This is a genomic window from Streptomyces sp. NPDC048420 (genome assembly GCF_040651535.1).
Lineage (GTDB): Bacteria > Actinomycetota > Actinomycetes > Streptomycetales > Streptomycetaceae > Streptomyces.
This window is the reverse complement of the sequence record NZ_JBEZKG010000003.1, coordinates 355,334-379,346: the sequence shown is the minus strand read 5'-3', so window position 1 is coordinate 379,346 and position 24,013 is coordinate 355,334. Positions and strand designations below refer to the sequence as shown.

Sequence of the window (24,013 nt, the reverse complement as noted above, 5' to 3'; positions counted from 1 at the left end):
GCAGCCGCCGTGTCTCAGAAAGAACCCACGGCGGCTAGGCGGACAAAGCAGCGACCAACACCGGCGTGACCTGCTCGACCTGCCAGGCCCGAGCCCCGTAACCAGCCAGAGCGACCCCCACCGACTCCGCGCTGACAACAGCCGGCGGCTCCCAGCAGACCCGCCGTACCGTATCCGGCGTGATCAGGTTCTCCTGAGGCATGTTCAGGGTCTCGGCCAACGCGGACACGGCCGCCCGCGCAGCAGACAGCCGAGCGGCAGCGGCAGGATCCTTGTCGGCCCACGCCCGCGGCGGCGGAGGCCCCGTCACCGGCTGCCCCGGCTGCGGCAACTGCACCTCCGCCAGGGCCCTGGCCCGGTCGACGGCCGCCTGCCACTGCTCCAGCTGCCGCCGCCCCATCCGATGCCCGAACCCGTTCAACGCGGCCAGCGCATGCACGTTGGCGGGCAGGGCGAGCGCCGCTTCGACGATCGCCGTGTCCGACAGCACCTTCCCCGGTGACACGTCCCGCCGCTGGGCGATCCGGTCCCGCGTCTGCCACAGCTCCCGCACGACGGCCAGCTGCCGCCGCCGTCGTACCTTGTGCATCCCGGAGGTCCGCCGCCAGGGGTCCTTACGAGGCTCGGCCGGGGGCGCGGAGGCGATCGCGTCGAACTCCTGGAGCGCCCACTCCAGCTTCCCCTGCCGGTCCAGCTCCTTCTCCAGTGCGTCCCGCAGATCGACGAGAAGTTCCACGTCGAGGGCGGCGTACCGCAGCCACGGCTCCGGCAGCGGGCGGGTCGACCAGTCGACGGCCGAGTGCCCCTTCTCCAGGACGAAGCCCAGCACGCTCTCGACCATCGCTCCGAGCCCGACCCGGGGGAACCCGGCGATCCGCCCGGCCAGCTCGGTGTCGAAGAGACGGGACGGAATCATGCCTATCTCGCGCAGACAGGGAAGATCCTGAGTGGCGGCGTGCAGCACCCACTCCACACCGGAGAGTGCCTCGCCGAGGCCCGACAGATCGGGACAGGCCACGGGGTCGATCAGTGCGGTCCCCGCGCCCGCGCGGCGCAGCTGCACGAGATAGGCGCGCTGCCCGTAGCGGTAACCGGACGCCCGCTCGGCGTCGACGGCGACGGGGCCGGAGCCCGCGGCGAACGCGGCGATCACCTCGGCGAGCGCGTCCTCGTCGGCGATCACGGGCGGAATGCCCTCGCGCGGCTCCAGTAGAGGGATCGGCGCCTCCGCTGCAGAAGATCCGCCGTCGTCCGGAGGGGCGCCTCCGGTGGTTCGCAGTGAAACGTCTGCTGCGGTCTCTTGGGCGTCGGTCACATGTCAAGGGTATCTGTGTATGGACAGCGCCTGCCGACGGAACGTTCCGTCGGCAGGCGCTTTGGGGTCGTAAACCAGTCAGCTCGGTGAAAGCTCTGGTTCACGTCCGTGAACAGTGAGGCTCGAAGAGAACCTCAGTGGATGATGCCGGTGCGCAGGGCGACCGCCACCATGCCTGCGCGGTCGCCCGTGCCGAGCTTGCGGGCGATACGGGCGAGGTGGCTCTTGACGGTCAGCGCGGACAGGCCCATCGAGACACCGATGGCCTTGTTCGACTGTCCTTCGGCCACCAGCCGCAGCACTTCGACCTCACGGCCGGAGAGCTCGCGGTAGCCGCCCGGGTGGCTCGGGGCACCCGGGGGGCGGCGGTGCATTCGGGCGGCTGCGGCGCCGATGGGGGCGGCGCCCGGCCGGGTGGGGAGCCCGAGGTTGGTGCGGGTGCCGGTGACGACGTAACCCTTGACGCCGCCCGCGAGGGCGTTGCGCACGGCGCCGATGTCGTCGGCCGCGGAGAGGGCGAGGCCGTTGGGCCAGCCCGCGGCGCGGGTCTCGGACAGCAGGGTCAGGCCGGAGCCGTCGGGAAGGTGGACGTCGGCGACGCAGATGTCTCTGGGGTTGCCGATGCGGGGACGGGCCTCCGCCACGGACGAGGCCTCGATGACATCGCGCACACCGAGCGCCCAGAGGTGACGGGTGACGGTGGATCGTACGCGCGGGTCGGCCACGACCACCATGGCGGTGGGCTTGTTCGGGCGGTAGGCGACCAGGCTTGCGGGCTGCTCGAGGAGAACGGACACCGGGCCTCCTGGGGTGCGGGACGGCTTGGAAGGTCACAGACGTCTTCGGCACCGAACCCGGCGTCCTTTAGAGAATGATCACGATCTAGTGAGTAACAATTAGTGCAATTCGGACGTGCGATCGATCGTTCGGTGAGCATATCGGTTCGTTCGACGGGTCACTCCTGACTGAAAGTGGCCGTATCGACAAATTGATGCGCCGAATGGTGGACGGTTCCCCGCTCTCCTGGATGGGTCAGCGCGCCTGCGGATCCCGGCGCTGTGGCAGCGTCACCACCGACGCGTCGCCCGGCCCGGCCGGCGGCAGGCCCGCGACCTGGGCCAGCAGATCGCACCAGGACGCCAGATGCGCCCCCGCGTCCGGCACTCCGCCGAGGCCCTCGCGGGGCGTCCAGGAGGCGCGGATCTCGATCTGCGAGGCCGCCGGGCGCTCGGCCAGACCGCCGAAGTAGTGCGAGCTCGCGCGCGTGACGGTGCCGCTCGGTTCGCCGTACGACAGCCCGCGCGCAGCGAGCGCCCCGGTCAGCCACGACCAGCACACCTCGGGCAGCAGCGGGTCGGCCGCCATCTCCGGCTCCAGCTCCGCGCGCACCAGCGTCACCAGCCGGAACGTGCCGCGCCAGGCGTCGTGCCCGTCGGGGTCGTGCAGCAGCACCAGACGGCCGTCGGCGAGGTCCTGGTCGCCGTCGACGACGGTGGCCTCCAGCGCGTACGCGTGGGGGGCGAGCCGCTGCGGTGCCCGCGTCGGCTCGATCTCGATCTGCGGCCGCAGCCGACTGCCGCGCAGGGCCTGAACCGCGGCCTGGAAGGCCGGCGGAGCCGCACCGCTCCCATCCCGGTCACTCCCCTTCGCGTCGTCCATTCCGCCCGTGTCGTCCGACAGTCGTCCTTGTGCCGCAGCCATGCGGGAAGGTTAAGGGGAAGGGGGGCGTGGTGCGGGCCTAGACACCCTGACTCGGCTCCATGCCCACACAGACACCGCGCACTCGGCACTCATCGCACCGTGCGAGACTTTCCGACGTGAGTGCACACGACGCGACGCAGTCAGCCACGTACGAATCCGCCTTCCTCAAGGCCTGCCGGCGCGAACCCGTGCCGCACACGCCGGTCTGGTTCATGCGCCAGGCCGGGCGCTCACTGCCCGAGTACCGGAAGGTCCGCGAGGGCATCCCGATGCTCGAGTCCTGCACGCGCCCCGAGCTGGTCGCCGAGATCACCCTCCAGCCGGTCCGCCGGCACAACGTGGACGCGGCGATCTACTACAGCGACATCGTCGTCCCGCTCAAGGCCATCGGCATCGACCTCGACATCAAGCCCGGCGTCGGCCCGGTCGTCGAGCGACCCATCCGCACCCGCGCCGACCTGGCCCAGCTGCGCGACCTCACTCCCGAGGACGTCTCCTACGTCACCGAGGCCATCGGCCTGCTGACCGCCGAGCTCGGCCCGACCCCTCTCATCGGTTTCGCCGGCGCACCTTTCACCCTCGCGAGTTACCTCGTCGAGGGCGGCCCGTCCCGCACGTACGAGAACGCCAAGTCGATGATGTACGGCGACCCCGAGCTGTGGGCCGACCTCCTCGACCGCCTCGCCGAGATCACCGCCGCCTTCCTGAAGGTCCAGATCGAAGCCGGCGCCTCCGCCGTCCAGCTCTTCGACTCGTGGGCCGGCGCCCTCGCCCCCGTCGACTACCGCCGCTCGGTGCTGCCGGCCTCCGCGAAGGTCTTCAAGGCGGTCGAGGGGTACGGCGTCCCCCGCATCCACTTCGGTGTGGGCACCGGCGAGCTGCTGCGGCTCATGGGCGAGGCCGGCGCGGACGTCGTCGGCGTCGACTGGCGCGTCCCGCTCGACGAGGCCGCCCGCCGCGTCGGCCCCGGCAAGGCGTTCCAGGGCAACCTCGACCCGACGGTCCTGTTCGCGTCCACGGAGGCCGTCGAGGCCAAGACCCGTGAGGTCCTGGAGTCGGCCGAGGGCCTGGAGGGCCACGTCTTCAACCTCGGCCACGGCGTCATGCCGACCACCGACCCGGACGCGCTGACCCGCCTCGTGGAGTACGTCCACACGCAGACGGCCCGATAAAAAGCCCTCACCACGTGTGCCGGGGCCGCGCCTTCCTGCCGAACAGCAGACCGCGCGGTTCCGGCGGCGGGGGAGTGCCGGCCTTGAGCGGCCAGGCGAGCAGCATCCCGGCGAGGAAGCCGACCACGTGCGCCGCGTATGCCACCGTGCCCGCCGCGGAGACGCCCTCGCCGGACGAGTAGAACGCCTGGAGCACGAACCAGAAGCCCAGCACCAGCCAGGCCGGCAGTCTCAGCGGCAGGAACACCAGGAACGGCACCAGGACCCACACCCTGGCCTTCGGGTACAGCACCAGATAGGCGCCCAGGACACCGGCGATGGCTCCCGAGGCGCCGATCAGCGGGTCGCCCGAGTCGTCGTTGAGCAGCGCGAAGCCGTACGACGCCGCATAGCCGCAGACGACGTAGAACAGCGCGAAGCGCACATGCCCCATGCGGTCCTCGACGTTGTTGCCGAAGATCAGCAGGAACAGCATGTTGCCCAGCAGGTGCAGCCAGCCGCCGTGCAGGAACATCGCCGTCAGGACCGACAGGGCGGGGGACTTGTCGTAGTCGGGCGGGGCCACCACACAGCCCGCCGCGCCCTGCGCGTTCGTGCCGACGTCGCCCGTCGGGACGAGGTGCGGCATCTGATGGTGGATCAACTCCTGTGGGACCGCCGCGTACTGGTCCAGGAACGCCTGGAGATGGCACAGCTGGGACAGGCTGCTGTCGCCCGCCATGGAGCCGGCCAGGCCGGGCATGAACAGGAACACGAGGACGTTCGCGGCGATGAGCGCGTACGTCACCACGGGGGTGCGGCGCACCGGGTTCACGTCATGGACGGGGATGACCACAAGGAAGTACTGCCCGCGATGGGCCCGGTGAATCGGTGTGCCCCGGTGAACACCCGCACGCACGCGTGCGTATGTCTCCTCAACCGCCCGCGGCACGGGGAAGGCGGGCCGCGGGGACTTACGTGAGGAACAGGCGATGAACGACCGTATTACTCCTCCGATGCACGCTCTTCCCGACGGTGAGGCCGAGATCTCCCTTGTGGTGCGACTGCCGTGGGAGGACGTGGCCAGGCTCGGTCAGGAGGCCGGGCGGCTGGCCTCCCAGATGCAGCGCCCGGTGACCCTCGACGAGGCGGTGAGCAACCGGCTCAGGTCCACCCGGCCGGCGGCCCACGCCAAGCCGGCGGGCGAGCAGCCGGCCGCGATGCCGACCAGCACCAGTGCCTCTGTCTCGGCGCTGCCGCCCCGGCCACCGGCCGACCAGGCCCGCCAGGCCATCGAACGCATCAACGGCACGGCATAGCGGTCAGGAGGCCCGCACCTTCGCGGCGGTCTTGCGGGCCGCCACGAGGACGGGGTCCCACACCGGGCTGAACGGTGGGGCGTAGCCCAGATCCAGGGCCGTCATCTGTTCCACCGTCATACCGGCCGTCAGGGCCACCGCGGCGATGTCGACCCGCTTGCCCGCGCCCTCCCTGCCCACGATCTGCACGCCGAGCAGCCGCCCCGTGCGGCGCTCGGCGAGCATCTTCACCGTCATGGGGGAGGCGCCCGGGTAGTAGCCGGCGCGGCTGGTCGACTCGATCGTGACCGACTCGAACTGGAGGCCCACCCGCCGGGCGTCCTTCTCGCGCAGCCCGGTGCGGGCGATCTCCAGGTCGCAGACCTTGCTCACCGCCGTACCGACGACCCCGGGAAAGGTGGCGTAGCCGCCGCCGACGCCCGTGCCGATGACCTGGCCGTGCTTGTTGGCGTGGGTGCCCAGCGCGATATGGCGCTCCTGCCCCGACACCAGGTCCAGGACCTCCACGCAGTCACCGCCCGCCCAGATGTTCTCGTGACCGCGCACCCGCATCGCGAGGTCCGTCAGCAGGCCGCCGTGACCGCCCAGCGGCAGACCGGCCGCCTTCGCGAGCGCCGTTTCCGGGCGTACGCCGATGCCGAGCACCACCACGTCCGCCGGGTACTCGGCGTCCTCCGTGGCCACCGCGCGGACCCGGCCGTCCTCACCCGTGAGGATCTTGGTCACCTCGCTGTCGTTGACCATGGTGATGCCCAGGCCCTCCATGGCCTCGTGCACCAGGCGGCCCATGTCCGGGTCGAGCGTCGACATGGGCTCGCTGCCCCGGTTGACGACCGTCACCTCGTAGCCCCGGTTGATCAGCGCCTCGGCCATCTCCACGCCGATGTACCCGGCCCCGACCACCACCGCGTTACGGCCACGCGTGTGTGCCAGCGTGTCGATGAGCGCCTGGCCGTCGTCGAGGGTCTGCACCCCGTGCACACCAGGAGCGTCGGCACCCGGCATGTCCGGGCGGATCGGGCGGGCGCCGGTCGCGATCACGAGCTTGTCGTACGACGTCCAGGACTCGGCCCCCGAGTCGAGGTCACGCGCGCGTACCCGCTGCCCGTCGACGTCGATCTCCGTGACCTCGGTGCGCATCCGCAGGTCGATGTCACGGGCCCGGTGCTCCTCGGGCGTGCGGGCGATCAGCTGGTCCGGCCCGGTGACGTCCCCGCCGACCCAGTACGGGATGCCGCACGCCGAGTAGGAGCTGAAGTGGCCCCGCTCGAACGCCACGATCTCCAGCTCGTCGGGGCCCTTCATCCGGCGTGCCTGCGACGCCGCGGACATCCCCGCGGCGTCGCCACCGATCACGACCAGACGTTCCCTCGTGTCCCGCGTACGGCTCATGCTCATGCGAACACGCTACGAGGGCGGGGCATTTCAGTCCTGCTCGCCCCGCTCCCGCGAGCGGTCCGGGTCGGGGACGGGACGTGCGGTGGGCAGCGGGCCCAGGGCGGTCGAGGCGGCCGCCGATGCGGGCCGACGGGGCAGCCGGGGCCGGACCAGCCGCAGCCAGACCAGCACGATCAGCGCGAGCCCCGCCAGGAACGGCAGTACGGCCGCCAGCGCCATCACGACCCAGCGCAGCATGGTCACGAACGCGTCCCAGCCGCCCGTGAGCGCGTCGACGACACCGGGATCGTCGTCCTCCTCCACCTTGACGACGGGCTTCTCGGACAGGGAGAGGGTGATGGTGGCCAGGCTCGTGCGGTCCTTCAGGGACGCCTGGCGGGCGAGCAGCGACTCCAGGTCGGCCTGACGGGTGCTCAGTTCGCCCTCCAGGGTCACCACGTCGCTGAGCCTGGTTGCCTTGTCCATCAGTTCGCGGATCCGCGCCACGCTCGCGCGCTGCGTCGCGATCCGGCTCTCCACGTCGACGACCTGGTCGGTGACGTCCTGCGCGTTCGCGGTGCGCTCCAGGAGCTTGCCCGCGCCCTCCAGGTCGGTGAGGACCTCGTCGTACTTCTCGACCGGCACCCGCAGCACCACCTCTGTCTGCTCCCGGCCCTCCTCGTCGCGGGAGGTCGACTCCTTGCCGACGAATCCGCCCGCGTTCTCGGTGGTGGTGCGGGCCGCGGCGAGCGCCTTCGGTACGTCCTTGACCTGCACGGTCAGCGTGGCGGTGCGGATGATGTGGCTCGCGGCGGGCTGCGGTGCGGCGGTGGCCTGCTTGCTGCCCGCGCTGTCCTCGGCACCGGCCGCGCCCCTCGCCTCGCTCTGCCCCGCCTTGCTGTCGGAAAGGGCGTTGCCGCCGTCGCTGCTGGTGTCGGCGGCTCCCCCGCTGCACCCGGTCAGCGCGAGGGCCGCGACCAGCAGGAGCCCGGCGAGGGCCTGCACGGGCCGTACCGAGCTTCGTGAACGTGAGGTGTGCATGGGCGTCCCCCCGAGGGTCGTGAACAACTGACGCTCCTTCGACGCCGGAGGGGGTACGAACGTTGGACCCCGGCGGTCCCGATGCGGTCACGGTCAGGACTCGTGAAGGACACCGGGCCGCCGGTCGACTGTCAGTGGGGTCTGAGAGGCTGGGGCCATGAGCGGATCACAGGTCGTCGTCATCGGGGCCGGCATCGCGGGGTTGGCCGCGGCCCACCGGCTGTTGCAGCGAGGTGCGCGCGTCACCGTCGTCGAGGCGTCCGACCGTGTCGGCGGCAAGCTGCTGCCCGGCGAGATCGCGGGCGCCCGCGTGGACTTCGGCGCCGAGTCGATGCTGGCCCGCAGGCCGGAGGCGATCGCCCTCGCGCGCGAGGTGGGCCTCGACGAGCGCCTCCAGCCGCCGGCCACCGCCACGGCCTCGATCTGGACCCGCGGCGCCCTGCGCCCCATGCCCAAGGGCCACGTCATGGGCGTCCCCGGCACCGCCGACGCCCTCGCGGGAGTGCTCTCCGACGAGGGCCTCGCCCGCATCGAGCGGGACGCCGAACTGCCCCGCACCGAGGTCGGCGACGACGTGGCGGTCGGCGAGTACGTGGCGACAAGGCTGGGCCGCGAGGTCGTCGACCGCCTCATCGAGCCCCTCCTGGGCGGAGTGTACGCGGGCGACGCGTACCGCATCTCGATGCGCTCGGCGGTCCCGCAGCTCTTCCAGGTGGCGAAGACCCATATCTCCCTCACGGAGGGTGTCCGCGAGATCCAGGCCAAGATGGCCGCGGGCCGGCAGACCGGGCCCGTGTTCATGGGCATCGAGGGCGGTGTGGGCACCCTCCCGCTCGCCGTCGCCGACTCGGTGCGCGCGCGGGGCGGCGAGATCGTCACCGGCGCCCCGGTGAGCGAGCTGCGCCGCGAGCAGTCCGGCGGCTGGAAGGTGGTGGCCGCAGACCGCGTCCTGCACGCCGACGCGGTGATCGTCGCCGTCCCCGCCCCGGCCGCCGCGGGCCTCCTGCGCGCCGAAGCACCCGAGGCCGCCACCGAGCTCGACACCGTCGAGTACGCCTCCATGGCCCTGGTCACCCTCGCCTACCGCCGCTCCGACACCGCCCTGCCGGCCGGCAGTGGCTTCCTCGTCCCGCCGGTCGACGGCCGCACCATCAAGGCGTCCACCTTCGCCTCCCAGAAATGGGGCTGGATCGCCGACGAGAACCCGGACGTCGTCGTCCTGCGCACCTCCGTCGGCCGCTACGGCGAGACGGAGATTCTGGAGCGCGACGACGCGGCCCTGGTGGACGTCTCCCGCCACGACCTGGAAGCGGCCACCGGGCTGGCCGCAACCCCCCTCGAAACCCGCGTCACCCGCTGGACCGACGGCCTGCCCCAGTACCCCGTCGGCCACCACACGCGCGTGGCCCGCATCCGCGAGCACGTCGCCAAGCTCCCCGGCCTCGCGGTGTGCGGCGCGCAGTACGACGGCGTCGGCATCCCGGCCTGCATCGCGAGCGCCCACGCGGCCGTGGACCAGATCCAGGGCGACCTGACCGCCGTACAGGAGCTCACGGCCAACCCGGTGCAGAGTCTGCACGGCGGAGCGGGAGAATAGGGGCCATGAGCAACGACGCCCCCACCCCCGAGTCCGGCAGGGTCCCGAACAAGGGCAAGCTGGCCAAGGACCTCAACGAGGTCATCCGTTACACGCTCTGGTCCGTCTTCAAGCTGAAGGACGTGCTCCCCGAGGACCGCACCGGCTACGCCGACGAGGTCCAGGAGCTGTTCGGCCAGCTCGCCGCCAAGGACGTCACCATCCGCGGCACCTACGACGTGTCCGGGCTGCGCGCCGACGCCGACGTCATGATCTGGTGGCACGCGGAGACCAGCGACCAGCTGCAGGAGGCGTACAACCTCTTCCGCCGCACCAAGCTGGGCCGCGCCCTGGAGCCGGTCTGGTCGAACATGGCGCTGCACCGCCCCGCCGAGTTCAACCGCTCCCACATCCCGGCGTTCCTCGCGGACGAGAACCCCCGGGACTACGTGAGCGTGTACCCGTTCGTGCGGTCGTACGACTGGTACCTCCTGCCCGACGAGGACCGCCGCCGTATGCTCGCCGACCACGGCAAGATGGCCCGCGGCTACCCGGACGTCCGCGCCAACACCGTCGCCTCGTTCTCGCTGGGCGACTACGAGTGGATCCTGGCCTTCGAGGCCGACGAGCTCTACCGCATCGTCGACCTCATGCGTCACCTGCGCGCCTCGGAGGCCCGGATGCACGTCCGCGAGGAGGTCCCGTTCTACACCGGCCGCCGCAAGGACATCGGCGACCTCGTGGCGGGTCTCGCCTGATCAGCGAGCGGGTCTGACGGTCGCCTTCCGGGAGCCGGCCTTCGGCTTCGGCTCGGGGTGCGGGGCGCACGCGGCGCGCCGCACCGGGAGGCGACCCTCCAGCAGATAGGCGTCCAGGTACCCGTTGACACACGGGTTCGGGCCGCCCGCGATGCCGTGCGTGCCCGCGTCCCGCTCGGTCACCAGCACCGAGCCGGACAGCCGCCGGTGCAGCTCCAGGGCACCTTCGTACGGAGTCGCCGCGTCCCGCTCGGCCGCCAGGATCAGCGTCGCGGGCAGCTCCGCGGGCCCGGTGCGCACGTCCAGCGGCTCCTGCCGGGCAGCGGGCCAGTACGCGCAGGGCAGGTTCATCCACACGTTGTCCCACGTCTCGAACGGCGCCACCCGCGCCAGCCGCGTGTTGTCCCGGTCCCACACCGCCCAGTCCGTCGGCCAGGACGCGTCGTTGCACTCCACGGCCGTATAGACCGCGCTGGAGTTCTCCGCCTCCTTCGCCGCCTCCTGATGCGGCCCGGCCTGCTGGATCAGCGGCTTCGGATCGCCCTTGAGATAGGCCGACAGCGCCTGCGCCCGATGCGGCCAGAAGTCGTCGTAGTACCCGGTCGACAGGAACGCCCCCTGAAGCTGACCGGGCCCGACCTTCCCGCCCGCCGGCTTCGCGGCGAGCCGCGCCGCGGCCTTCTCGTAGCTGCGTTGCACCTTCTCCGCCGTGTCCCCGAGGCCGTACACCGCGTCGTGCTTGGCGGCCCACTCCCGGAAGTCCGCCCAGCGTCCCTCGAACGCGGCCGACTGGTCGAGGTTGTTGCGGTACCAGATCTGCTCAGGGTCCGGGTTCACTGCCGCGTCGAACACCATCCGCCGTACGTGCGAGGGGAAGAGCGTCGCGTACAGCGCACCGAGGTAGGTCCCGTACGACGCCCCCATGAACGTCAGCTTCGGCTCCTCCAGCGCGGCCCGCAGGACGTCCAGGTCCCGGGCGTTGTTCAGCGAGGTGTAGTGCTTGAGCGCCGCCCCCGTCCGCTTCGCGCACCCGCGCGCGTAGGCCTTCGCCTGCGCGATGCGCTCCTTCTTGTACGACTCCGAGGGGTGCGTGGGTGCCTGCGTGGGTGCCTTGAAGAACTTCTTCGGGTCCGTGCAGGACAGCGGTGCCGAACGGCCGACTCCGCGCGGGGCGTAGCCGACGAGGTCGTACGCCGCCGCGAGCCCCTTCCACTCGGGCATTACGCCGATCAGCGGGAAGTACATGCCGGAGGCGCCGGGGCCGCCGGGGTTGTAGACGAGGGCGCCCTGCCGGGGGACCCGGCGCTTGCTGTTGTGCGGGTCCCTGTGGGTGGCCGGCACCCGGCTGACGGTCAGTCTGATCTGCCGGCCGTCGGGGTGCGCGTAGTCGAGCGGTACGGACACCGTGCCGCATTGCACGGTGTCCGGCAGGTCCTCCACCGCGGGGCAGGCGCCGAAGCGGATCCCGGCATCCGCGGCGCGCGCGGCGGCGATCGCGGTGCCGTGCAGCTCCACCGCGCCGGGGGCGGCCGGAGCGCCCCCGGCCGGAGCGGCGGCGAGCGTGGTCAGGAGCAAGGACCCGGCGGCCGTGTAGAGGGCGGGAGCTCTCATCAGGTGTCCCTTCGGTGCGCGGCGGCGACAAAAGGGATGTTTCGTTCGGGTGTGGGTGAAGGCAAGCACCGACCGCGGGTGTCGTCCTCAATGCCTCCGTGCGCCCCCGGGCGCTCAGTCGCGCCAGTGCGGCCGACGGTGCTTCTCGCCGTGTCCGTCGTGCCGTACGCCTCGCCACTCCTGGCGGAGCGGGGCGCGGTGCGGCTCGCCGTGTGCGAAGGCCGCGCGCAGGTCCGGTTCGCCGATCGCGCTGATGCCGCGGACGGCGACGCAGGTGAGATACGTCCGCTCGTCCGTGCCGCCGGAGCGCCTGGTCAGGGCGCCGAGCAGCCGCTGACCGGCCGGTGAGGCCCAGCGCGAGTACGGGTGGACCTCCACCCGCGCGACGGCCAGACAGCTCAGGGACAGCGCGAGCGGCAGCGCGAACCAGAGGGCGACCAGGTGCCGCGGCATCTCCGACGGGGCGGGCGACAGCAGCGCGATCGCACCCAGCGCGACCACGGCCACCGCGGCCGACCGCACCTGGCGGAGCGCCGCCGCGATGCCGGACCGGGCGCCGTCGGGCACGGCGAGACCCGCGTCCACCAACCGGTCGGCGAGGCTGCGCACCGCGTCCGCCGAGGCCGCGTCCGCCCGCACCGGTGCGATCCGTGACTGCCCCTCAGGGCCGATGGCCCCGATGACCGTGCGCTCCATCTCGTCCCGCCCGCGCGGATCGACGACGGTGGCCCAGCCGGTGTGGGCCAGCAGCAGCCGTCTCTGCCGGGCCATGGAGACCAGCGTCAGATCGGCGACCCGCCGGGGGCCGCCGGACAGGAACGCGGCCTCGTACAGCGTCAGATCGTGTCCCCGGGCATCCGCGTCCGCGGCCGCCGCGTGTACGGCGGCCAGGCACAGCCGCGTACACGCGGTGCCGGCGGCGGCCCAGGCCAGCAGCAGAAGGAGAACCCAGAACATGCCGCGTTTCTATGCCAAAGGCTCCTGGCGGCGCCATGGGCTGTTCACAATCCGGACGGAGTGTTGTCGGTGTGTGACGTTCCGTTTGTCCGGAAGTGGACTACGACGCCACGGGGACCGGAGGCGGGCTGGAGGCGGCCGGGGGAAGGGTGAAGGTCGTCGCATACGGCGACGGGGTGACCGGAACGACCTGGCCCGGGTCGGTCGTCGGGCCCGGCGGAGCGGGGGAGTTGGTGATCGGCGGGGTGCTGCCCGCGGCCAAGTCCCGGGCCAGGGCGCCGAAATCGACGTACCCGGTGGCCTCCAGGACCTTGATGTGGTCCAGGACGGTGGTGTTGGCGTCGTCGGCCAGGGCACGGACCAGGGAGTTCTGGGTGCTCGCGCGGACCTGGGCGACGACCGAGAACACCCTGCCGTGCGCGAGGCGCAGGATGTTGGCGAACTGGCGGTCGTAGTCGACGCCCTGAGCCTGGTTCAGGGTGGCGAGCCACTGCTTCTGCTGCTCGTTGGGCTCGTTGGGCAGGGCGAGTCCGAGCTTCGCCGCCACGTCACGTACGCGCGCGTCGAGGAAGGTGTGCCCCTCGACGAGGTGCTCGCCGGCCGTCCGTACGGCCTGTGTCGTCCCCTTCTGCTCCGCCTGCTGACCCGCGGGCAGCTCCCACAGCCCCGCGAGACGCACCTTCTCGACGAACTCCCGGTCCAGCGCGGAGAGCGGCCCGTACGGCGTCGTCACGGTCCCGGCGTTGAACACGCTGAGTCCCGTGCCGGAACGGTCGGCGTACGACCACATCGGGATGAGCAACGCCACGAGGGTCGCTGTCAGCCCGGCGATGATGATTCCGGTGCCGGTGAAGATGCCTCGTCCCTTGACGGGCGGTCGGGATCGCATGGTGCCTCCTGTTGCGGCACCGCACGCTAGGGAGTCTCAGGTGCGGGATTGACATATTACCGTCGGGTCCGCGGGGGTCGTTTGTCGGCTGCGGGCCGTGGGGGGCTGGTCGCGCCCACGCGGCGGAGCCGCACATCGACACAACCCCGCGCCCCTGGGTGGGTTGCAGTAACCGTCGGCCGCTATGCCTGCGCAGCCCGCAGCCGCGGGCAGTTGTGCCGCTGGGACGGCTCCCGACCGAGCGACAACGCATCCCCCGGGCACCCCGCACCCTCAGTGCCGCAGCAACACCCTCCGCGTGGCCCGGGCCAGTCGAATCCCAGGCCTCCGGGACCTCGGCGTGGGTCCCGTCCGCTCCAGCCACCACTCCCGCAACTCCCGCCCCACCCCCGCGTCCCCCAACTCCCCACCCAGCAACAGATGTTCGGCAAAGCTCAACGCATCCCGCCGATACCCGTCCGTCATCGGAGCCCTCTGCGCATAGGCCAAGAACGCCGCCCGATAAGCCACCGCCCCGAGGATCACCGGCAACTCCGGCGCCACCTTCGCCACCACATCCGCCCGCTTCCCCGCCAGCGCCCGCGCCTGTACCCCCAGTCGCACCCGGTCGAACCTCTCCGGAACCGGCGTCCCCGCCACGAGCGCGGACAGCAGCGCGGTCTGGGCGAGGGCGAGCCGCTGGCGGGCCCGGTCGGTGGGAACACCCGGCGGCTCCTCGGGGGCAGCGGCGCGCCACGCGAGGCCCGGCTGCGCCCCGCCCTTCTCCACCGCCTCCCGAATCGCCCCCAACTCCCGCTCCAGCTCAGCCGGTTCGGGAAAGTTCTCGTCCCGCTCCAGCAGTACGCCCGGCGGCGAGATGCGCGACGCGAGGTCGGTGAGGATGTCGAGCACCGGCCGCGGGACCGGGTGGGCGTGGCTGTCGTGCCACACCCCGTCCCGCTCGAACCCGCCCGCGACATGGACGTACGCCATGGCCTCCAGGGGAAGCCCGGCGAGCGCCTCGGCCGGGTCCTCGCCGCGGTTGACGTGGTTGGTGTGCAGGTTGGCCACGTCGATCAGCAGCCGTACGCCGGTGCGGTCCGCGAGCTCGTACAGGAACTGCGCCTCGGTCATCTCCTCGCCCGGCCACGAGACGAGCGCGGCGATGTTCTCGACGGCCAGCGGCACCGGCAGCGCGTCCTGCGCGACACGGATGTTCTCGCACAGGACGTCGAGGGCGTCCCGGGTGCGGGGGACCGGGAGCAGATGCCCGGCCTCCAGGCGCGGGGACGCGGTCAGCGGGCCGCCCGCCCGGACGAACGCGATGTGCTCGGTGACCAGCGGCGAGCCGAGCGCCTCGGCGCGCTCGGCGAGCGCGGTCAGCCGCCCCTCGTCGGGCCGGTCCGCGCCCCCGAGCCCGAGCGAGACCCCGTGCGGCACTACGGTCACCCCGCGCTTGCGCAGCCGTCGCAGCGACTCGGGGAGATGCCCGGGGCAGACGTTCTCGGCCACGACCTCGACCCAGTCGATGCCCGGCATGCCCTCCACGGCGTCCGCGATCTCCGGCCGCCATCCGATACCCGTCCCCAGTCGCTGCATGGCCCGTCCCTCCGCCGTGAATCGGCCGCTCCCGCATCCGCTCGGTGGCCGCTCGCGCGGCGTGACGGAGATATGGCCCCGGCCCCCGGACCCGAACCGCGCCCAGGGGACCTTCAGAGCAACATTTGAGGTTCGGGCACGAGGTGGCCGGTGAGATCAGACACGGATTCCGGGCCGCGCCTCCGGCTCGCGGCCCAGCCGCCGCAGGATCTCTTTCAGTGGCCCGGCCTCGTACCGAGGTTCGACCTTGCCGCGGCCGGTGAGATCAGACACGGATTCCGGGCCGCGCCTCCGGCTCGCGGCCCAGCCGCCGCAGGATCTCTTTCAGTGGCCCGGCCTCGTACCGAGGTTCGACCTTGCCGCGGCCGGTGAGATCAGACACGGGTTCCGGGCCACGCCAGGTGAGGTCACAGACCTGTCCCCGGCCACGCCTCCGGCTCCCGGCCCAGCAGCCGCAGCGCCTCCTCCAGCGGCCCGGCCCCCTCCGGCACCTTCAGCGCGGGCGCGAACGCGAACCCCGGCCCCCGGCCGGCCGGATCGGTCGGCACACGCCGGGCCACGGCCAGCGCCGCCACGGTGACGTCCTCCGCCAGCCGGAGCCGCACACCCAGCGTGGCAGCCACGTCCCACGCGTGCACCACGTAGTCGACGAAGTGGAAGCCGATCGCGGTACGCCCGGCGAACCCTCCGCCCAGTTCGGGCAGCACGAACTCCCGCTCCTGCACGCCCCGTTCGGCGAACGCCCCGAGCACCTCGTCCGCGGCCGCCCGATGTGCCCGGGCGGGCTCTTCCGCCTCTACCGGCTCGCGCCAGTACCCCGGCTCACCGCCCACGCCCCGGGCGGCGGCCGCGAACCCGTGGTGCTGCGCGGTCATATGCGCCACGAGTCGGCGCAGGGTCCACCCCGCACAAGGCGTCTCCCGCTCCCAGTCGCCGCCCCGGACCGCCTCCACCACCCGCACGGCCTCCTGTACGGCGATACGGTCCAGCTCCACTACGTCCATCAGCGCTCCTCGGCGATCAGGTCCAGGGCGTACGCCCACACGGCATCGGGATCGAACTCCTCGAACTCCCGCCTGACCGACCGCAGTTCACCGCGCCCACGATGCGCGCGGACGATCCGCACATGGTCGGGGCGGCCGGTGAACCCCTTCAGCCCCCGCTCGTCGGCCCACACGGACACGGACCCGGAGCGCCGGCGGAGAGGGTCCGCCCACAGCCACATCCCGACCGCGCCGGGAGTCGACGGCCAGGTACGGCGCAACCGCATCCCGGCCAGCGCGACGGCGACCGCCTGCCCGTGAGCTTCGGCCGTGAAGTCCGTGACGCCGACGAGTACGGGACCGTCGAGCGGGATGGCGGGGCCCGACTTCCATCGGGAGCGAAGGATGCGTCGTCGAGGAGTACCCATTCCCCGACCATAAAACTAAACGAACGATCGTGCTACTAGTTTTCGAGCCGAAGTGACTGAAGCAGCCGACCGACTTCAGCTCTCAGGCCCGCAACCGCGCGGCAATGCCCCGCCGCGCCCTGACATAGGGCGTGGACTCGCCGTGGAGCACCGACATCGCGTTCGCCGTCTCCATCAACGCGACAACCTCGAAGGCGAGTTGTGCCGGATCGGTGTCCGCGCCCAGCTCACCCGCGGCCCTCGCCTGCTCGGCGCACCTCTCCAACTCTGCGAGCCACGCGTGCTGTGCCTCCACGAGGGCGTCATGGACCGCTCCCTCGCGGGCGTCGAACTCGGCCATCACGCCGTAGAAGAAACAGCCCCCCGGGAAGACCCGCTGCTCCGAGTACCGGAGCCAGCTCTCGCACAGCCCGCGCAACCGGGCGAGCCCGTCGGCCGCCTCGGAGACCGGCTCCAGAACCTCGGCGACGAAGATCCGCGAGGCCTCCCGCACGGTCGCCAGCTGCAGCTCCTGCTTGGATCCGAACAGCGCGAACACGCCGCTCTTGCTCAGCTCCAGCTCCCCGGCCAGCCGTCCCACGGACAGCGCCTCCAGCCCCTCCACGGATGCGATGTCGACGGCCCGTCGCAGCACCGTGCGCCGGGTCCGGTTGCCACGCTCGACGCGACCGTCGACCCTGGTCATCGCAGCGCCGGATGGTCGGCGACGACCGTGCAGGAGCCGGGCGCGATCTCGGTGAACCCGGCGTCACGGACCAACGGCAGTCCGCCGGCGGTGAGTTCGGGCCAGCGCCCGGGATCCGCCGTCCGTACGGCGAGCGGGAACCCGGCGTCCCGCCAGGCGGCCCGCTCCTCGTCCGACAGTTCCCACCAGGCCAGTTGGGCGCCGTGTCCGGCCTGGGCCATCGCCTTGCCGGCCGACATGTCGAGGTCCGGGTTGAGCCACAGCACGGGGGCCGTCGTATCCGCCTCGGCAAACGGTTCGGGGTCGTCGAGGTCGGTGCCGGAAACCTGCAGCTTGGCCAGCTCCTTGGGCCACCCGTCGAGCGGTACCGGCGGGAACACCCGCACCTCCGCCGCCTTCCCCGTCACGGTGATCCCGGGCAGCGCCTCGGCCCGCCGCCACTCGGCGCCCCGGGCCCGCCGTACGACCTTGCGGATCCGGGCGTCCTGCCAGTGCCGCATGGCCTCGGCCCACTCCCCGTCGCCGACGGAACGCTCGTCGCTGAGCATGACGAGAACGGCGCGCGCGGCGGTCTCCAGGGCGTCGGTCCGAGCGGGCGGCGCGGCCTTCTCGATGCGGACGACCAGGGGCAGCACGAACTGGGGTGCCTGGTCGCGTGCGGTCGGCTCGGAGCGGAAGGGGCTGTCGGTCGAAGGCGTCACATCGTGGCTCACCCGGACAACCCTAAGGTCACCCCGAACAAGCCGTCCGCTGTGCCTCCTGCCACTCGCACACCGGACACAGGGTGATCCCCTTGTACGACTCCGGATACTCCGTCGGCTCGCGGCACAGCACACACTCCGCGTACGGTGGCCCGTCGGCGACCGGAGGGTTCGGCACGTTCCCGATCGTGCAGTAGTCCTCGCTCATACCTCCAGCCTAGGACCCGATCAGCTCGGACACCCGTACGAACCGGAACCCCCTCTCCCGCAGCGCCGGCACCACCGCCCGCACCACCCGCTCCGTCGTCGGCGCGGCACTGTGTGTGCAGTGCATGACGACGACCGACCCCGGCCGCACCCCCTCCAGCACCTGCCGCGACACGGCCTCCGCGTCCGTCGCGAACGCGTCCCCGCTCACCACGTCCCACTGGACGGCGGTCACCCCGACCGGGGTCAGCGCCTTCAGCGCCCGCCGGTCGTAACACCCGCCGGGGAAGCGGAAGTACGGCCGCGCGTCCGGCACCCCCGCCTTCCGGAACGCCGCGTACGCCCGCTCCACATCCGCCCGCATCCGGTCACCGGAGACCGTCGGCAGCCCGTAGCAGTCGTCGGTGAAGGCGTAGTGGCTGTAGGAGTGGTTGGCGACCTCGAAGAGCGGGTCCCGCCCGATGGAACGCGCCTGTTCCGGGTACTCCTCGGCCCACCGCCCGGTCATGAACACGGTGGCCGGCACCTTCAGGGCGCGCAGCGCCGCGATCAGCCCCGGGTTGTCGAAGTGCTCGCCGGCCGCCGCCCGGGCCCCCTGGTCGGCGGTCATGTCGGCGTCGAAGGTGAGCGCGACCGTCTTGCCGTGGGTGCGGGAGCCGTTCTTGAAGACCGGGGTCAGCCCGCCCGGGCCGGGAGCGAGCGTAGGGGGCGCGCTGGTTCTCGCAGGGGCCGTGTGGACCGCCCCGGGGGCCTGGTGGGGCGTGGTGGCGCAGGCGGTGAGGGCGGCGCCGAGGACACAGGTGGCGGTGACGCGTCGTACAAGAGTGATCACCGTACGAAAATAGGGCGAACCGACTTATTCGCCTCTCACCCCGGCCGTGACGTCACCCGCTCAGATGTCCCGCCGCTCCAGGGGCTTGGTCGCCGGGCCCTGGATGACCTTGCCGTTGGTGTCGAAGCGGGAGCCGTGACAGGGGCATTCCCAGGCGTCCTCGGCGCCGTTGAAGGAGACCAGGCAGCCCATGTGCGTGCAGCGGGGGGAGACCGCGTGGAGGGCGCCCTCGTCGTCGCGGTAGACCGCGAGGCGGTCGCCGTTCACGCGGACCACCGCGCCCTCGCCGGGCGGGAGGGACTCCAGCGGGGGCGCGGGACGCAGCCGGTCGCCGACGAAGTGGCGGGCGACCTGGGCCTGGTGCTTGAGGAAGGCCGGGGCCTCGCGGACCGTCGAGCGAAGGCGGCGGGGATCGTACAGCTCGCTCCACGCGCATTCCTCGCCGGTGAGCAGCGCCCTGAGGAGCCGGCCTGCCATGATTCCGCCGCTCATGCCCCAGCCGCCGAAGCCGGTGGCGACATAGGTGTGCCGGGCGCCCGGGTGCAGGGGGCCGACGAGGGGCACGGTGTCGGTGGGGTCGTTGTCCTGGGTGGCCCAGGCGTGGGTGAGGTCCACGTCGGGGAAGTGTCGGGTGGCCCAGGCGGCGAGGTGGTCGAAGCGGGTCCGGGTGTCGCCCGTGCCGGGTGTGAAGTGCTCACCGGTGACGATGAGCAGGCGGCGGTCGCCGTCCCAGGGGGCCGTACGGACCGAGCGGGTGCCCTCGTCCGGGGTGATGTACATGCCGTCCGGGTCCTGGGCCCGGTCGATCGTGCCCGCGACGACCAACTCGCGCCGGGGGGAGAGCCGGGTGAACAGGAGGGACCGGTCGAAGATCGGGTAGTGGGTGGCGACCACGACGTCCCGGGCCGTCACCGTCGCCCCGGTGTCGGTCGACAGACGGCACGGCTCGCCCTCGTCGAGGCCGATCACGGCGGTGTGCTCGTGGACGGCCGCCCCGGCCGCGACCAGGTCCTCGACCAGGGCCAGCAGGTACTTGCGCGGATGGAACTGGGCCTGGTCGGTGACCCGTACCGCGCCCGCCACCGGGAACGGCAGCCCGGTCTCCGTCACGAACGACGCCGACAGCCCCGCCTCCCGGGCGGCCGCCGCCTCGGCCCGCAGCTCCTCGACCCGGCCGGCCTCACCGGCGTAGGTGTAGGCGCTACGGCGCTCCCAGTCGCAGTCGACGCCGAGCTCGTCCGCGATCTCCCCCGCCCGCTCGACCGCTTCGGACTGCGAGCGGGCGTACAGCCGGGCGCCCTCGGGGCCGCGGGTGCGGCGCAGCTTGTCGTAGATCAGGGTGTGCAGCACCGTGAGCTTGGCGGTGGTGTGCCCGGTGACCCCGGCCGCCACCTGGCCGGCTTCGAGGACCGCGACCCGCCGTCCGGCGCGCATCAGCTCCCACGCCGTGCTCAGCCCGGCGATGCCGGCGCCGATCACGGCCACGTCGACATCGAGGTCCTCGGTCAGTGGCGGCTGAGGTCCGCCGGGTGCCGTCTCCAGCCAGTACGAGCCCTTGACGTGTCGGTTCTCGGCCATGCGGGCCGAGTACCCCGGGATTCACTGTTCGAGCAGCCGCTTCCGGGCGTCCGCCACGTCGAAGTCCGCCTTGGGGTAGCGCGGGTCCAGCTCCGACAGATGCTCCAGGAGGAGGCGGCTCACCGCCCAGTTGCGGTACCACTTGTGGTCGGCGGGGACCAGGTACCAGGGGGCGTGCGGTGCCGAACAGCGCTCCAGGGCGATCTCGTACGCCCGCTGGTACGCGGGCCACAAGGCGCGGTCGTCGATGTCCGAGACGTTGAACTTCCAGTGCTTGTCCGGGCGGTCCAGGCGCTTGAGGAGACGGTCGCGCTGTTCGTCGTACGAGATGTGCAGGAAGCACTTGACCACGGTGACGCCGTCGTCGGCGAGGGACTTCTCGAAGCGGTTGATCTCGTCGTAGCGGCGCTCGATCTCGTCGGCCGGGACGAGTCCGCGGACCCGGGCGATCAGGACGTCCTCGTAGTGCGAACGGTCGAAGATGCCGAGCTCCCCGGCCTGCGGGAGGGCCCTCTTGATGCGCCAGAGGAAGGGGTGTTCGAGTTCCTTGGGCGTGGGGGCCTTGAAGGCCTGGATACGGCAGCCGGACGGGTTGAACAGGCCGATGACGTGCTTGACCGTGCCGCCCTTGCCGCTGGTGTCCATGCCCTGCAGCACCAGCAGGACCCGGCGCCGGTCGCCCGCCGTGCTCGCCGCCCACAGGCGTTCCTGGAGGTCGGCGAGCGGGGCACCCAGAGCGGTGATCGCGGCCTGGCCCGCCTGCTTGTCCCGGGGGCCGGCCGGGGTCTCCCGGGCGTCGTGGGCGGCCAGGTCGACCGGCTTGCCGCCCGGTACGCGCAACAGCTCGCGCAGGGAGAGGTCGTCCCCACCCTTCGTCGCCGCGCGGGACGTCGAGCCCTTCTTCGTCATCGGGCACCCCTTCCGGTCCGGGCCCGGGTCCGGTCCCTCGATCCTGCGCCAGGGGGACCGGGGCACGTCAGCCCTCGCGGCGGGCGGCTACCTGCGCCAGGGGCCCGTCACCGCGAAGGTCGTCCCGGGCGTGTAGCAGTTGACGTACATCGTCTGCCCGTCGGGGGAGAAGGTGACTCCGGCGAACTCGCCCCACTCCGGGGCGTCCGGCGTCCCGATGTTCTGCGCGTTGCGGGCCATCGCGTAGACCTCGCCGTGCCGGGTCACGCCGTAGACGTGCTGGGCGCCGTTGCCGTCCTCGCACACCATCAGGCCGCCGCTGGGGGCGAGACAGATGTTGTCGGGGGACTCGCCGGGCAGCTGGACGTCGGTGTCCGGGCCGAAGACGATCACCAGGGTGAGCCGGCGCGCCGAGGGGTCGTAGCGCCAGATCTGCCCGAAGTGGTCGGCGGCCGAGCCCTCGGCGCGGTGCGCGAACGAGGACACGAAGTAGACGGACTTCCCGCCCCAGTAGCAGCCCTCCAGCTTCTGGGCGTGCGTGATGCCCTTCGGGCCGAAGTCCTGGAGGCGGATGGGGGTTTGGGTGGCCAGCGGGTCCGGTACGTCGACCCACTCGATGCCCTCGAAGCAGGCACCGGTCTCCTGGATCACGGACAGGTCCGGTACGCCGGGCACCCGCATCGCCTGGAGCCGGCCACCCGCGCGCAGTGAACCGAGGCCGCCCTGCGGCTTGTTGGGCAGGAAGCGGTAGAAGAGGCCGAAGGGCTTGAGGAAGGCGTCCTCGGTCTCGTAGACGATGCCGCGCTTCGGGTCGATCGCGATGGCCTCGTGCTGGAAGCGGCCCATCGCGGTCAGCGGTACGGCCCCGGAGCGGTGCGGGTCGACCGGGTCGACCTCGAAGATGAAGCCGTGGTCCTTGGTGTAGCCGTTGGTGCCGGCCTTGTCCTCGGTCTCCTCGCAGGTCAGCCAGGTGCCCCAAGGGGTGGGCCCGCCCGCGCAGTTGACGGCGGTGCCGGCGATGGCGACCCGCTCCGACAGCACGTTGTCGCGGGCGTCCAGGGTGAGGGCCGTACAGCCGCCCTTGCCGGCCGGGTCGTAGGTCAGGCCCTTGACGGTGGGGACGGCGAGAGGCGCGGTGGGGCGGTTCTCGTGGTTGCGGACCAGGTGGACACGGCCGTGTCTGCCGGGCAGAGCGGTCATACCGTCGTGGTTGGAGGGAACCTTGCCCTCGCCGGAGCGGAGCTGGTCGCCCTCGCGGGAAAGGACCTTGTAGCGGAAGCCCTTCGGGAGGTCCAGCAGGCCCTTCGGGTCGGGGACGAGGGGGCCGTAGCCGGTGTGGCCGAGGGACTGGGCCGCGGCGGTACCGGCGAAGAGTTCGGAGAGGGCGCCGCTGAAGGCGATACCCACGCCCAAGGCCCCAGAACGGGCCAGGACCTGACGTCGTGTTGCGGACATGGCGAAGCAACCTTCCTGCTGGCGGACAGGACTGTGACGCCGCTGTGTCTATCACCTGGCTCGGCCCGCGGGAACCACGCGCGTAGCGTGTCCCTGCCCGTCAGGTCCCGGTCGGGTGCTCCTGCGCCCGCTCCAGGAAGCGCAGCAGCTCCACCGGGAAGGGCAGGACGAGCGTCGAGTTCTTCTCGGCGGCCACCGCCACGACCGTCTGGAGCAGCCGGAGTTGGAGTGCGGCGGGCTGCTCGGACATCTCCTTGGCGGCCTCCGCGAGCTTCTTGGAGGCCTGGAGTTCGGCGTCGGCGTTGATGATCCGGGCCCGCCGCTCACGGTCCGCCTCGGCCTGCCGGGCCATCGACCGCTTCATCGCGTCCGGCAGCGACACGTCCTTGATCTCGACGCGGTCCACCTGCACGCCCCAGCCGACGGCCGGGCTGTCGATCATCAGCTCCAGGCCCTCGTTGAGTTTCTCGCGGTTGGACAGCAGGTCGTCGAGCTCGCTCTTGCCGATGATCGAGCGCAGCGAGGTCTGGGCCATCTGGGAGACGGCGAACCTGTAGTCCTCGACCTTGACCAGCGCGCTCGCCGCGTCGACGACCCGGAAGTAGACGACCGCGTCCACGCGCACGGTCACGTTGTCCCGGGTGATGCCCTCCTGGGCCGGCACCGGCAGCGTGACGATCTGCATGTTGACCTTGTGCAGCCGGTCCACGAACGGCACGATCGCCGTGAACCCGGGCTCGCGCACCTCGCCCGCGAGGCGTCCGAGGCGGAAGACCACCCCGCGCTCGTACTGCTTGACGACCCGGGCCGCCGCCGCGAGGTAGACGATCCCCGCGGAACCGGCCGCCACGGCCGCCGTCAACAGTTCCTGGAGCATTCCGACCTCCTCGTCCAGAGGTCCGTATGTCTGCTCCTGTAACGATATGCCCGGTGCCCGGTCCGGGGCCACGACGGCCCCGGAC

24 protein-coding genes are annotated in these 24,013 nt (G+C 71.9%); 4 read left to right on the top strand and 20 right to left on the bottom strand.

Annotated elements, in window-relative coordinates:
- Window positions 1-34: 34 nt before the first annotated feature.
- From AB0D34_RS06675 to AB0D34_RS06665, 3 genes are all read right to left on the bottom strand, one after another.
- On the bottom strand, window positions 35-1,315 hold the full coding sequence (locus AB0D34_RS06675; protein ID WP_362657469.1) for a ribonuclease D: 1,281 nt from the start codon (window positions 1,313-1,315) through the stop codon (window positions 35-37).
- A gap of 134 nt (window positions 1,316-1,449) precedes the next feature.
- Window positions 1,450-2,112 (bottom strand): response regulator transcription factor, encoded by a 663-nt coding sequence (locus AB0D34_RS06670; protein WP_123992183.1) that lies wholly within the window; start codon window positions 2,110-2,112, stop codon window positions 1,450-1,452.
- Between the two features lie 235 nt (window positions 2,113-2,347).
- On the bottom strand, window positions 2,348-3,016 hold the full coding sequence (locus tag AB0D34_RS06665; protein WP_362657466.1) for a DUF3000 domain-containing protein: 669 nt from the start codon (window positions 3,014-3,016) through the stop codon (window positions 2,348-2,350).
- Window positions 3,017-3,132: 116 nt separating this feature from the next.
- Between AB0D34_RS06665 and hemE the strand changes: the two genes are divergently transcribed.
- Window positions 3,133-4,188, top strand: a complete 1,056-nt coding sequence (gene hemE, locus AB0D34_RS06660) for a uroporphyrinogen decarboxylase (protein ID WP_362657465.1) — start codon at window positions 3,133-3,135, stop codon at window positions 4,186-4,188.
- 7 nt (window positions 4,189-4,195) lie between these two features.
- On the opposite strand, the gene AB0D34_RS06655 is transcribed toward hemE, so the two are convergent.
- Window positions 4,196-5,023 (bottom strand): rhomboid family intramembrane serine protease, encoded by an 828-nt coding sequence (locus tag AB0D34_RS06655; RefSeq protein ID WP_362657840.1) that lies wholly within the window; start codon window positions 5,021-5,023, stop codon window positions 4,196-4,198.
- 136 nt (window positions 5,024-5,159) lie between these two features.
- On the opposite strand from AB0D34_RS06655, the gene AB0D34_RS06650 reads away from it, so the two are divergent.
- Complete coding sequence (locus AB0D34_RS06650; RefSeq protein ID WP_362657462.1) at window positions 5,160-5,486, top strand: hypothetical protein; 327 nt, start codon at window positions 5,160-5,162, stop codon at window positions 5,484-5,486.
- 3 nt (window positions 5,487-5,489) lie between these two features.
- Here the strand turns inward: AB0D34_RS06650 and AB0D34_RS06645 are convergent, their stop codons facing one another.
- Together AB0D34_RS06645 and AB0D34_RS06640 are read right to left on the bottom strand one after the other, a co-directional pair.
- Window positions 5,490-6,884, bottom strand: a complete 1,395-nt coding sequence (locus AB0D34_RS06645) for an FAD-dependent oxidoreductase (protein WP_362657459.1) — start codon at window positions 6,882-6,884, stop codon at window positions 5,490-5,492.
- A gap of 27 nt (window positions 6,885-6,911) precedes the next feature.
- Window positions 6,912-7,904, bottom strand: coding sequence for a DUF4349 domain-containing protein (locus AB0D34_RS06640; protein WP_362657456.1), 993 nt, complete (start codon window positions 7,902-7,904; stop codon window positions 6,912-6,914).
- 157 nt (window positions 7,905-8,061) lie between these two features.
- Here AB0D34_RS06640 and hemG point away from each other — a divergent pair, with 157 nt between their 5' ends.
- Together hemG and hemQ are read left to right on the top strand one after the other, a co-directional pair.
- Complete coding sequence (gene hemG, locus AB0D34_RS06635; protein WP_362657454.1) at window positions 8,062-9,501, top strand: protoporphyrinogen oxidase; 1,440 nt, start codon at window positions 8,062-8,064, stop codon at window positions 9,499-9,501.
- A gap of 5 nt (window positions 9,502-9,506) precedes the next feature.
- A complete protein-coding gene (gene hemQ, locus AB0D34_RS06630; protein ID WP_362657451.1) occupies window positions 9,507-10,238 on the top strand; it encodes a hydrogen peroxide-dependent heme synthase in 732 nt (243 codons plus the stop codon).
- On the opposite strand, the gene AB0D34_RS06625 is transcribed toward hemQ, so the two are convergent.
- The 14 genes from AB0D34_RS06625 to AB0D34_RS06560 form a co-directional block, all read right to left on the bottom strand.
- Entirely contained in the window at window positions 10,239-11,849 is a 1,611-nt protein-coding gene (locus tag AB0D34_RS06625; protein WP_362657448.1) for an alpha/beta hydrolase, read from the bottom strand. It lies immediately after the preceding gene.
- Window positions 11,850-11,963: 114 nt separating this feature from the next.
- Window positions 11,964-12,806, bottom strand: a complete 843-nt coding sequence (locus AB0D34_RS06620) for a TIGR04222 domain-containing membrane protein (protein WP_362657445.1) — start codon at window positions 12,804-12,806, stop codon at window positions 11,964-11,966.
- Window positions 12,807-12,906: 100 nt separating this feature from the next.
- Complete coding sequence (locus AB0D34_RS06615; RefSeq protein ID WP_362657442.1) at window positions 12,907-13,695, bottom strand: DUF4142 domain-containing protein; 789 nt, start codon at window positions 13,693-13,695, stop codon at window positions 12,907-12,909.
- Window positions 13,696-13,968: 273 nt separating this feature from the next.
- A complete protein-coding gene (locus tag AB0D34_RS06610; protein WP_362657439.1) occupies window positions 13,969-15,273 on the bottom strand; it encodes a DUF692 domain-containing protein in 1,305 nt (434 codons plus the stop codon).
- 407 nt (window positions 15,274-15,680) lie between these two features.
- On the bottom strand, window positions 15,681-16,277 hold the full coding sequence (locus AB0D34_RS06605; RefSeq protein ID WP_362657436.1) for a TIGR03086 family metal-binding protein: 597 nt from the start codon (window positions 16,275-16,277) through the stop codon (window positions 15,681-15,683).
- Entirely contained in the window at window positions 16,277-16,684 is a 408-nt protein-coding gene (locus AB0D34_RS06600) for a hypothetical protein (RefSeq protein WP_362657434.1), read from the bottom strand. The genes AB0D34_RS06605 and AB0D34_RS06600 overlap by 1 nt, the downstream gene beginning before the upstream one ends.
- An 82-nt stretch (window positions 16,685-16,766) precedes the next feature.
- On the bottom strand, window positions 16,767-17,369 hold the full coding sequence (locus AB0D34_RS06595; protein WP_362657431.1) for a TetR family transcriptional regulator C-terminal domain-containing protein: 603 nt from the start codon (window positions 17,367-17,369) through the stop codon (window positions 16,767-16,769).
- Window positions 17,366-18,082 (bottom strand): aminoacyl-tRNA hydrolase, encoded by a 717-nt coding sequence (locus AB0D34_RS06590; RefSeq protein WP_362657428.1) that lies wholly within the window; start codon window positions 18,080-18,082, stop codon window positions 17,366-17,368. The genes AB0D34_RS06595 and AB0D34_RS06590 overlap by 4 nt, the downstream gene beginning before the upstream one ends.
- A 16-nt stretch (window positions 18,083-18,098) precedes the next feature.
- Complete coding sequence (locus AB0D34_RS06585) at window positions 18,099-18,278, bottom strand: hypothetical protein (protein WP_362657425.1); 180 nt, start codon at window positions 18,276-18,278, stop codon at window positions 18,099-18,101.
- Between the two features lie 9 nt (window positions 18,279-18,287).
- Window positions 18,288-19,109, bottom strand: coding sequence for a polysaccharide deacetylase family protein (locus AB0D34_RS06580; RefSeq protein WP_362657422.1), 822 nt, complete (start codon window positions 19,107-19,109; stop codon window positions 18,288-18,290).
- Between the two features lie 60 nt (window positions 19,110-19,169).
- The gene (locus tag AB0D34_RS06575) at window positions 19,170-20,687 is read right to left on the bottom strand and encodes an FAD-dependent oxidoreductase (protein ID WP_362657419.1); all 1,518 of its coding nucleotides are present in this window, start codon (window positions 20,685-20,687) and stop codon (window positions 19,170-19,172) included.
- Between the two features lie 21 nt (window positions 20,688-20,708).
- Window positions 20,709-21,596: a polyphosphate kinase 2 family protein gene (locus AB0D34_RS06570; protein ID WP_362657416.1), complete on the bottom strand. Its 888-nt coding sequence runs from the start codon at window positions 21,594-21,596 to the stop codon at window positions 20,709-20,711.
- An 87-nt stretch (window positions 21,597-21,683) separates the two neighbouring features.
- On the bottom strand, window positions 21,684-23,051 hold the full coding sequence (locus tag AB0D34_RS06565; RefSeq protein WP_362657413.1) for a PhoX family protein: 1,368 nt from the start codon (window positions 23,049-23,051) through the stop codon (window positions 21,684-21,686).
- Between the two features lie 100 nt (window positions 23,052-23,151).
- The gene (locus AB0D34_RS06560) at window positions 23,152-23,928 is read right to left on the bottom strand and encodes a slipin family protein (RefSeq protein WP_362657411.1); all 777 of its coding nucleotides are present in this window, start codon (window positions 23,926-23,928) and stop codon (window positions 23,152-23,154) included.
- Window positions 23,929-24,013: the final 85 nt, after the last annotated feature.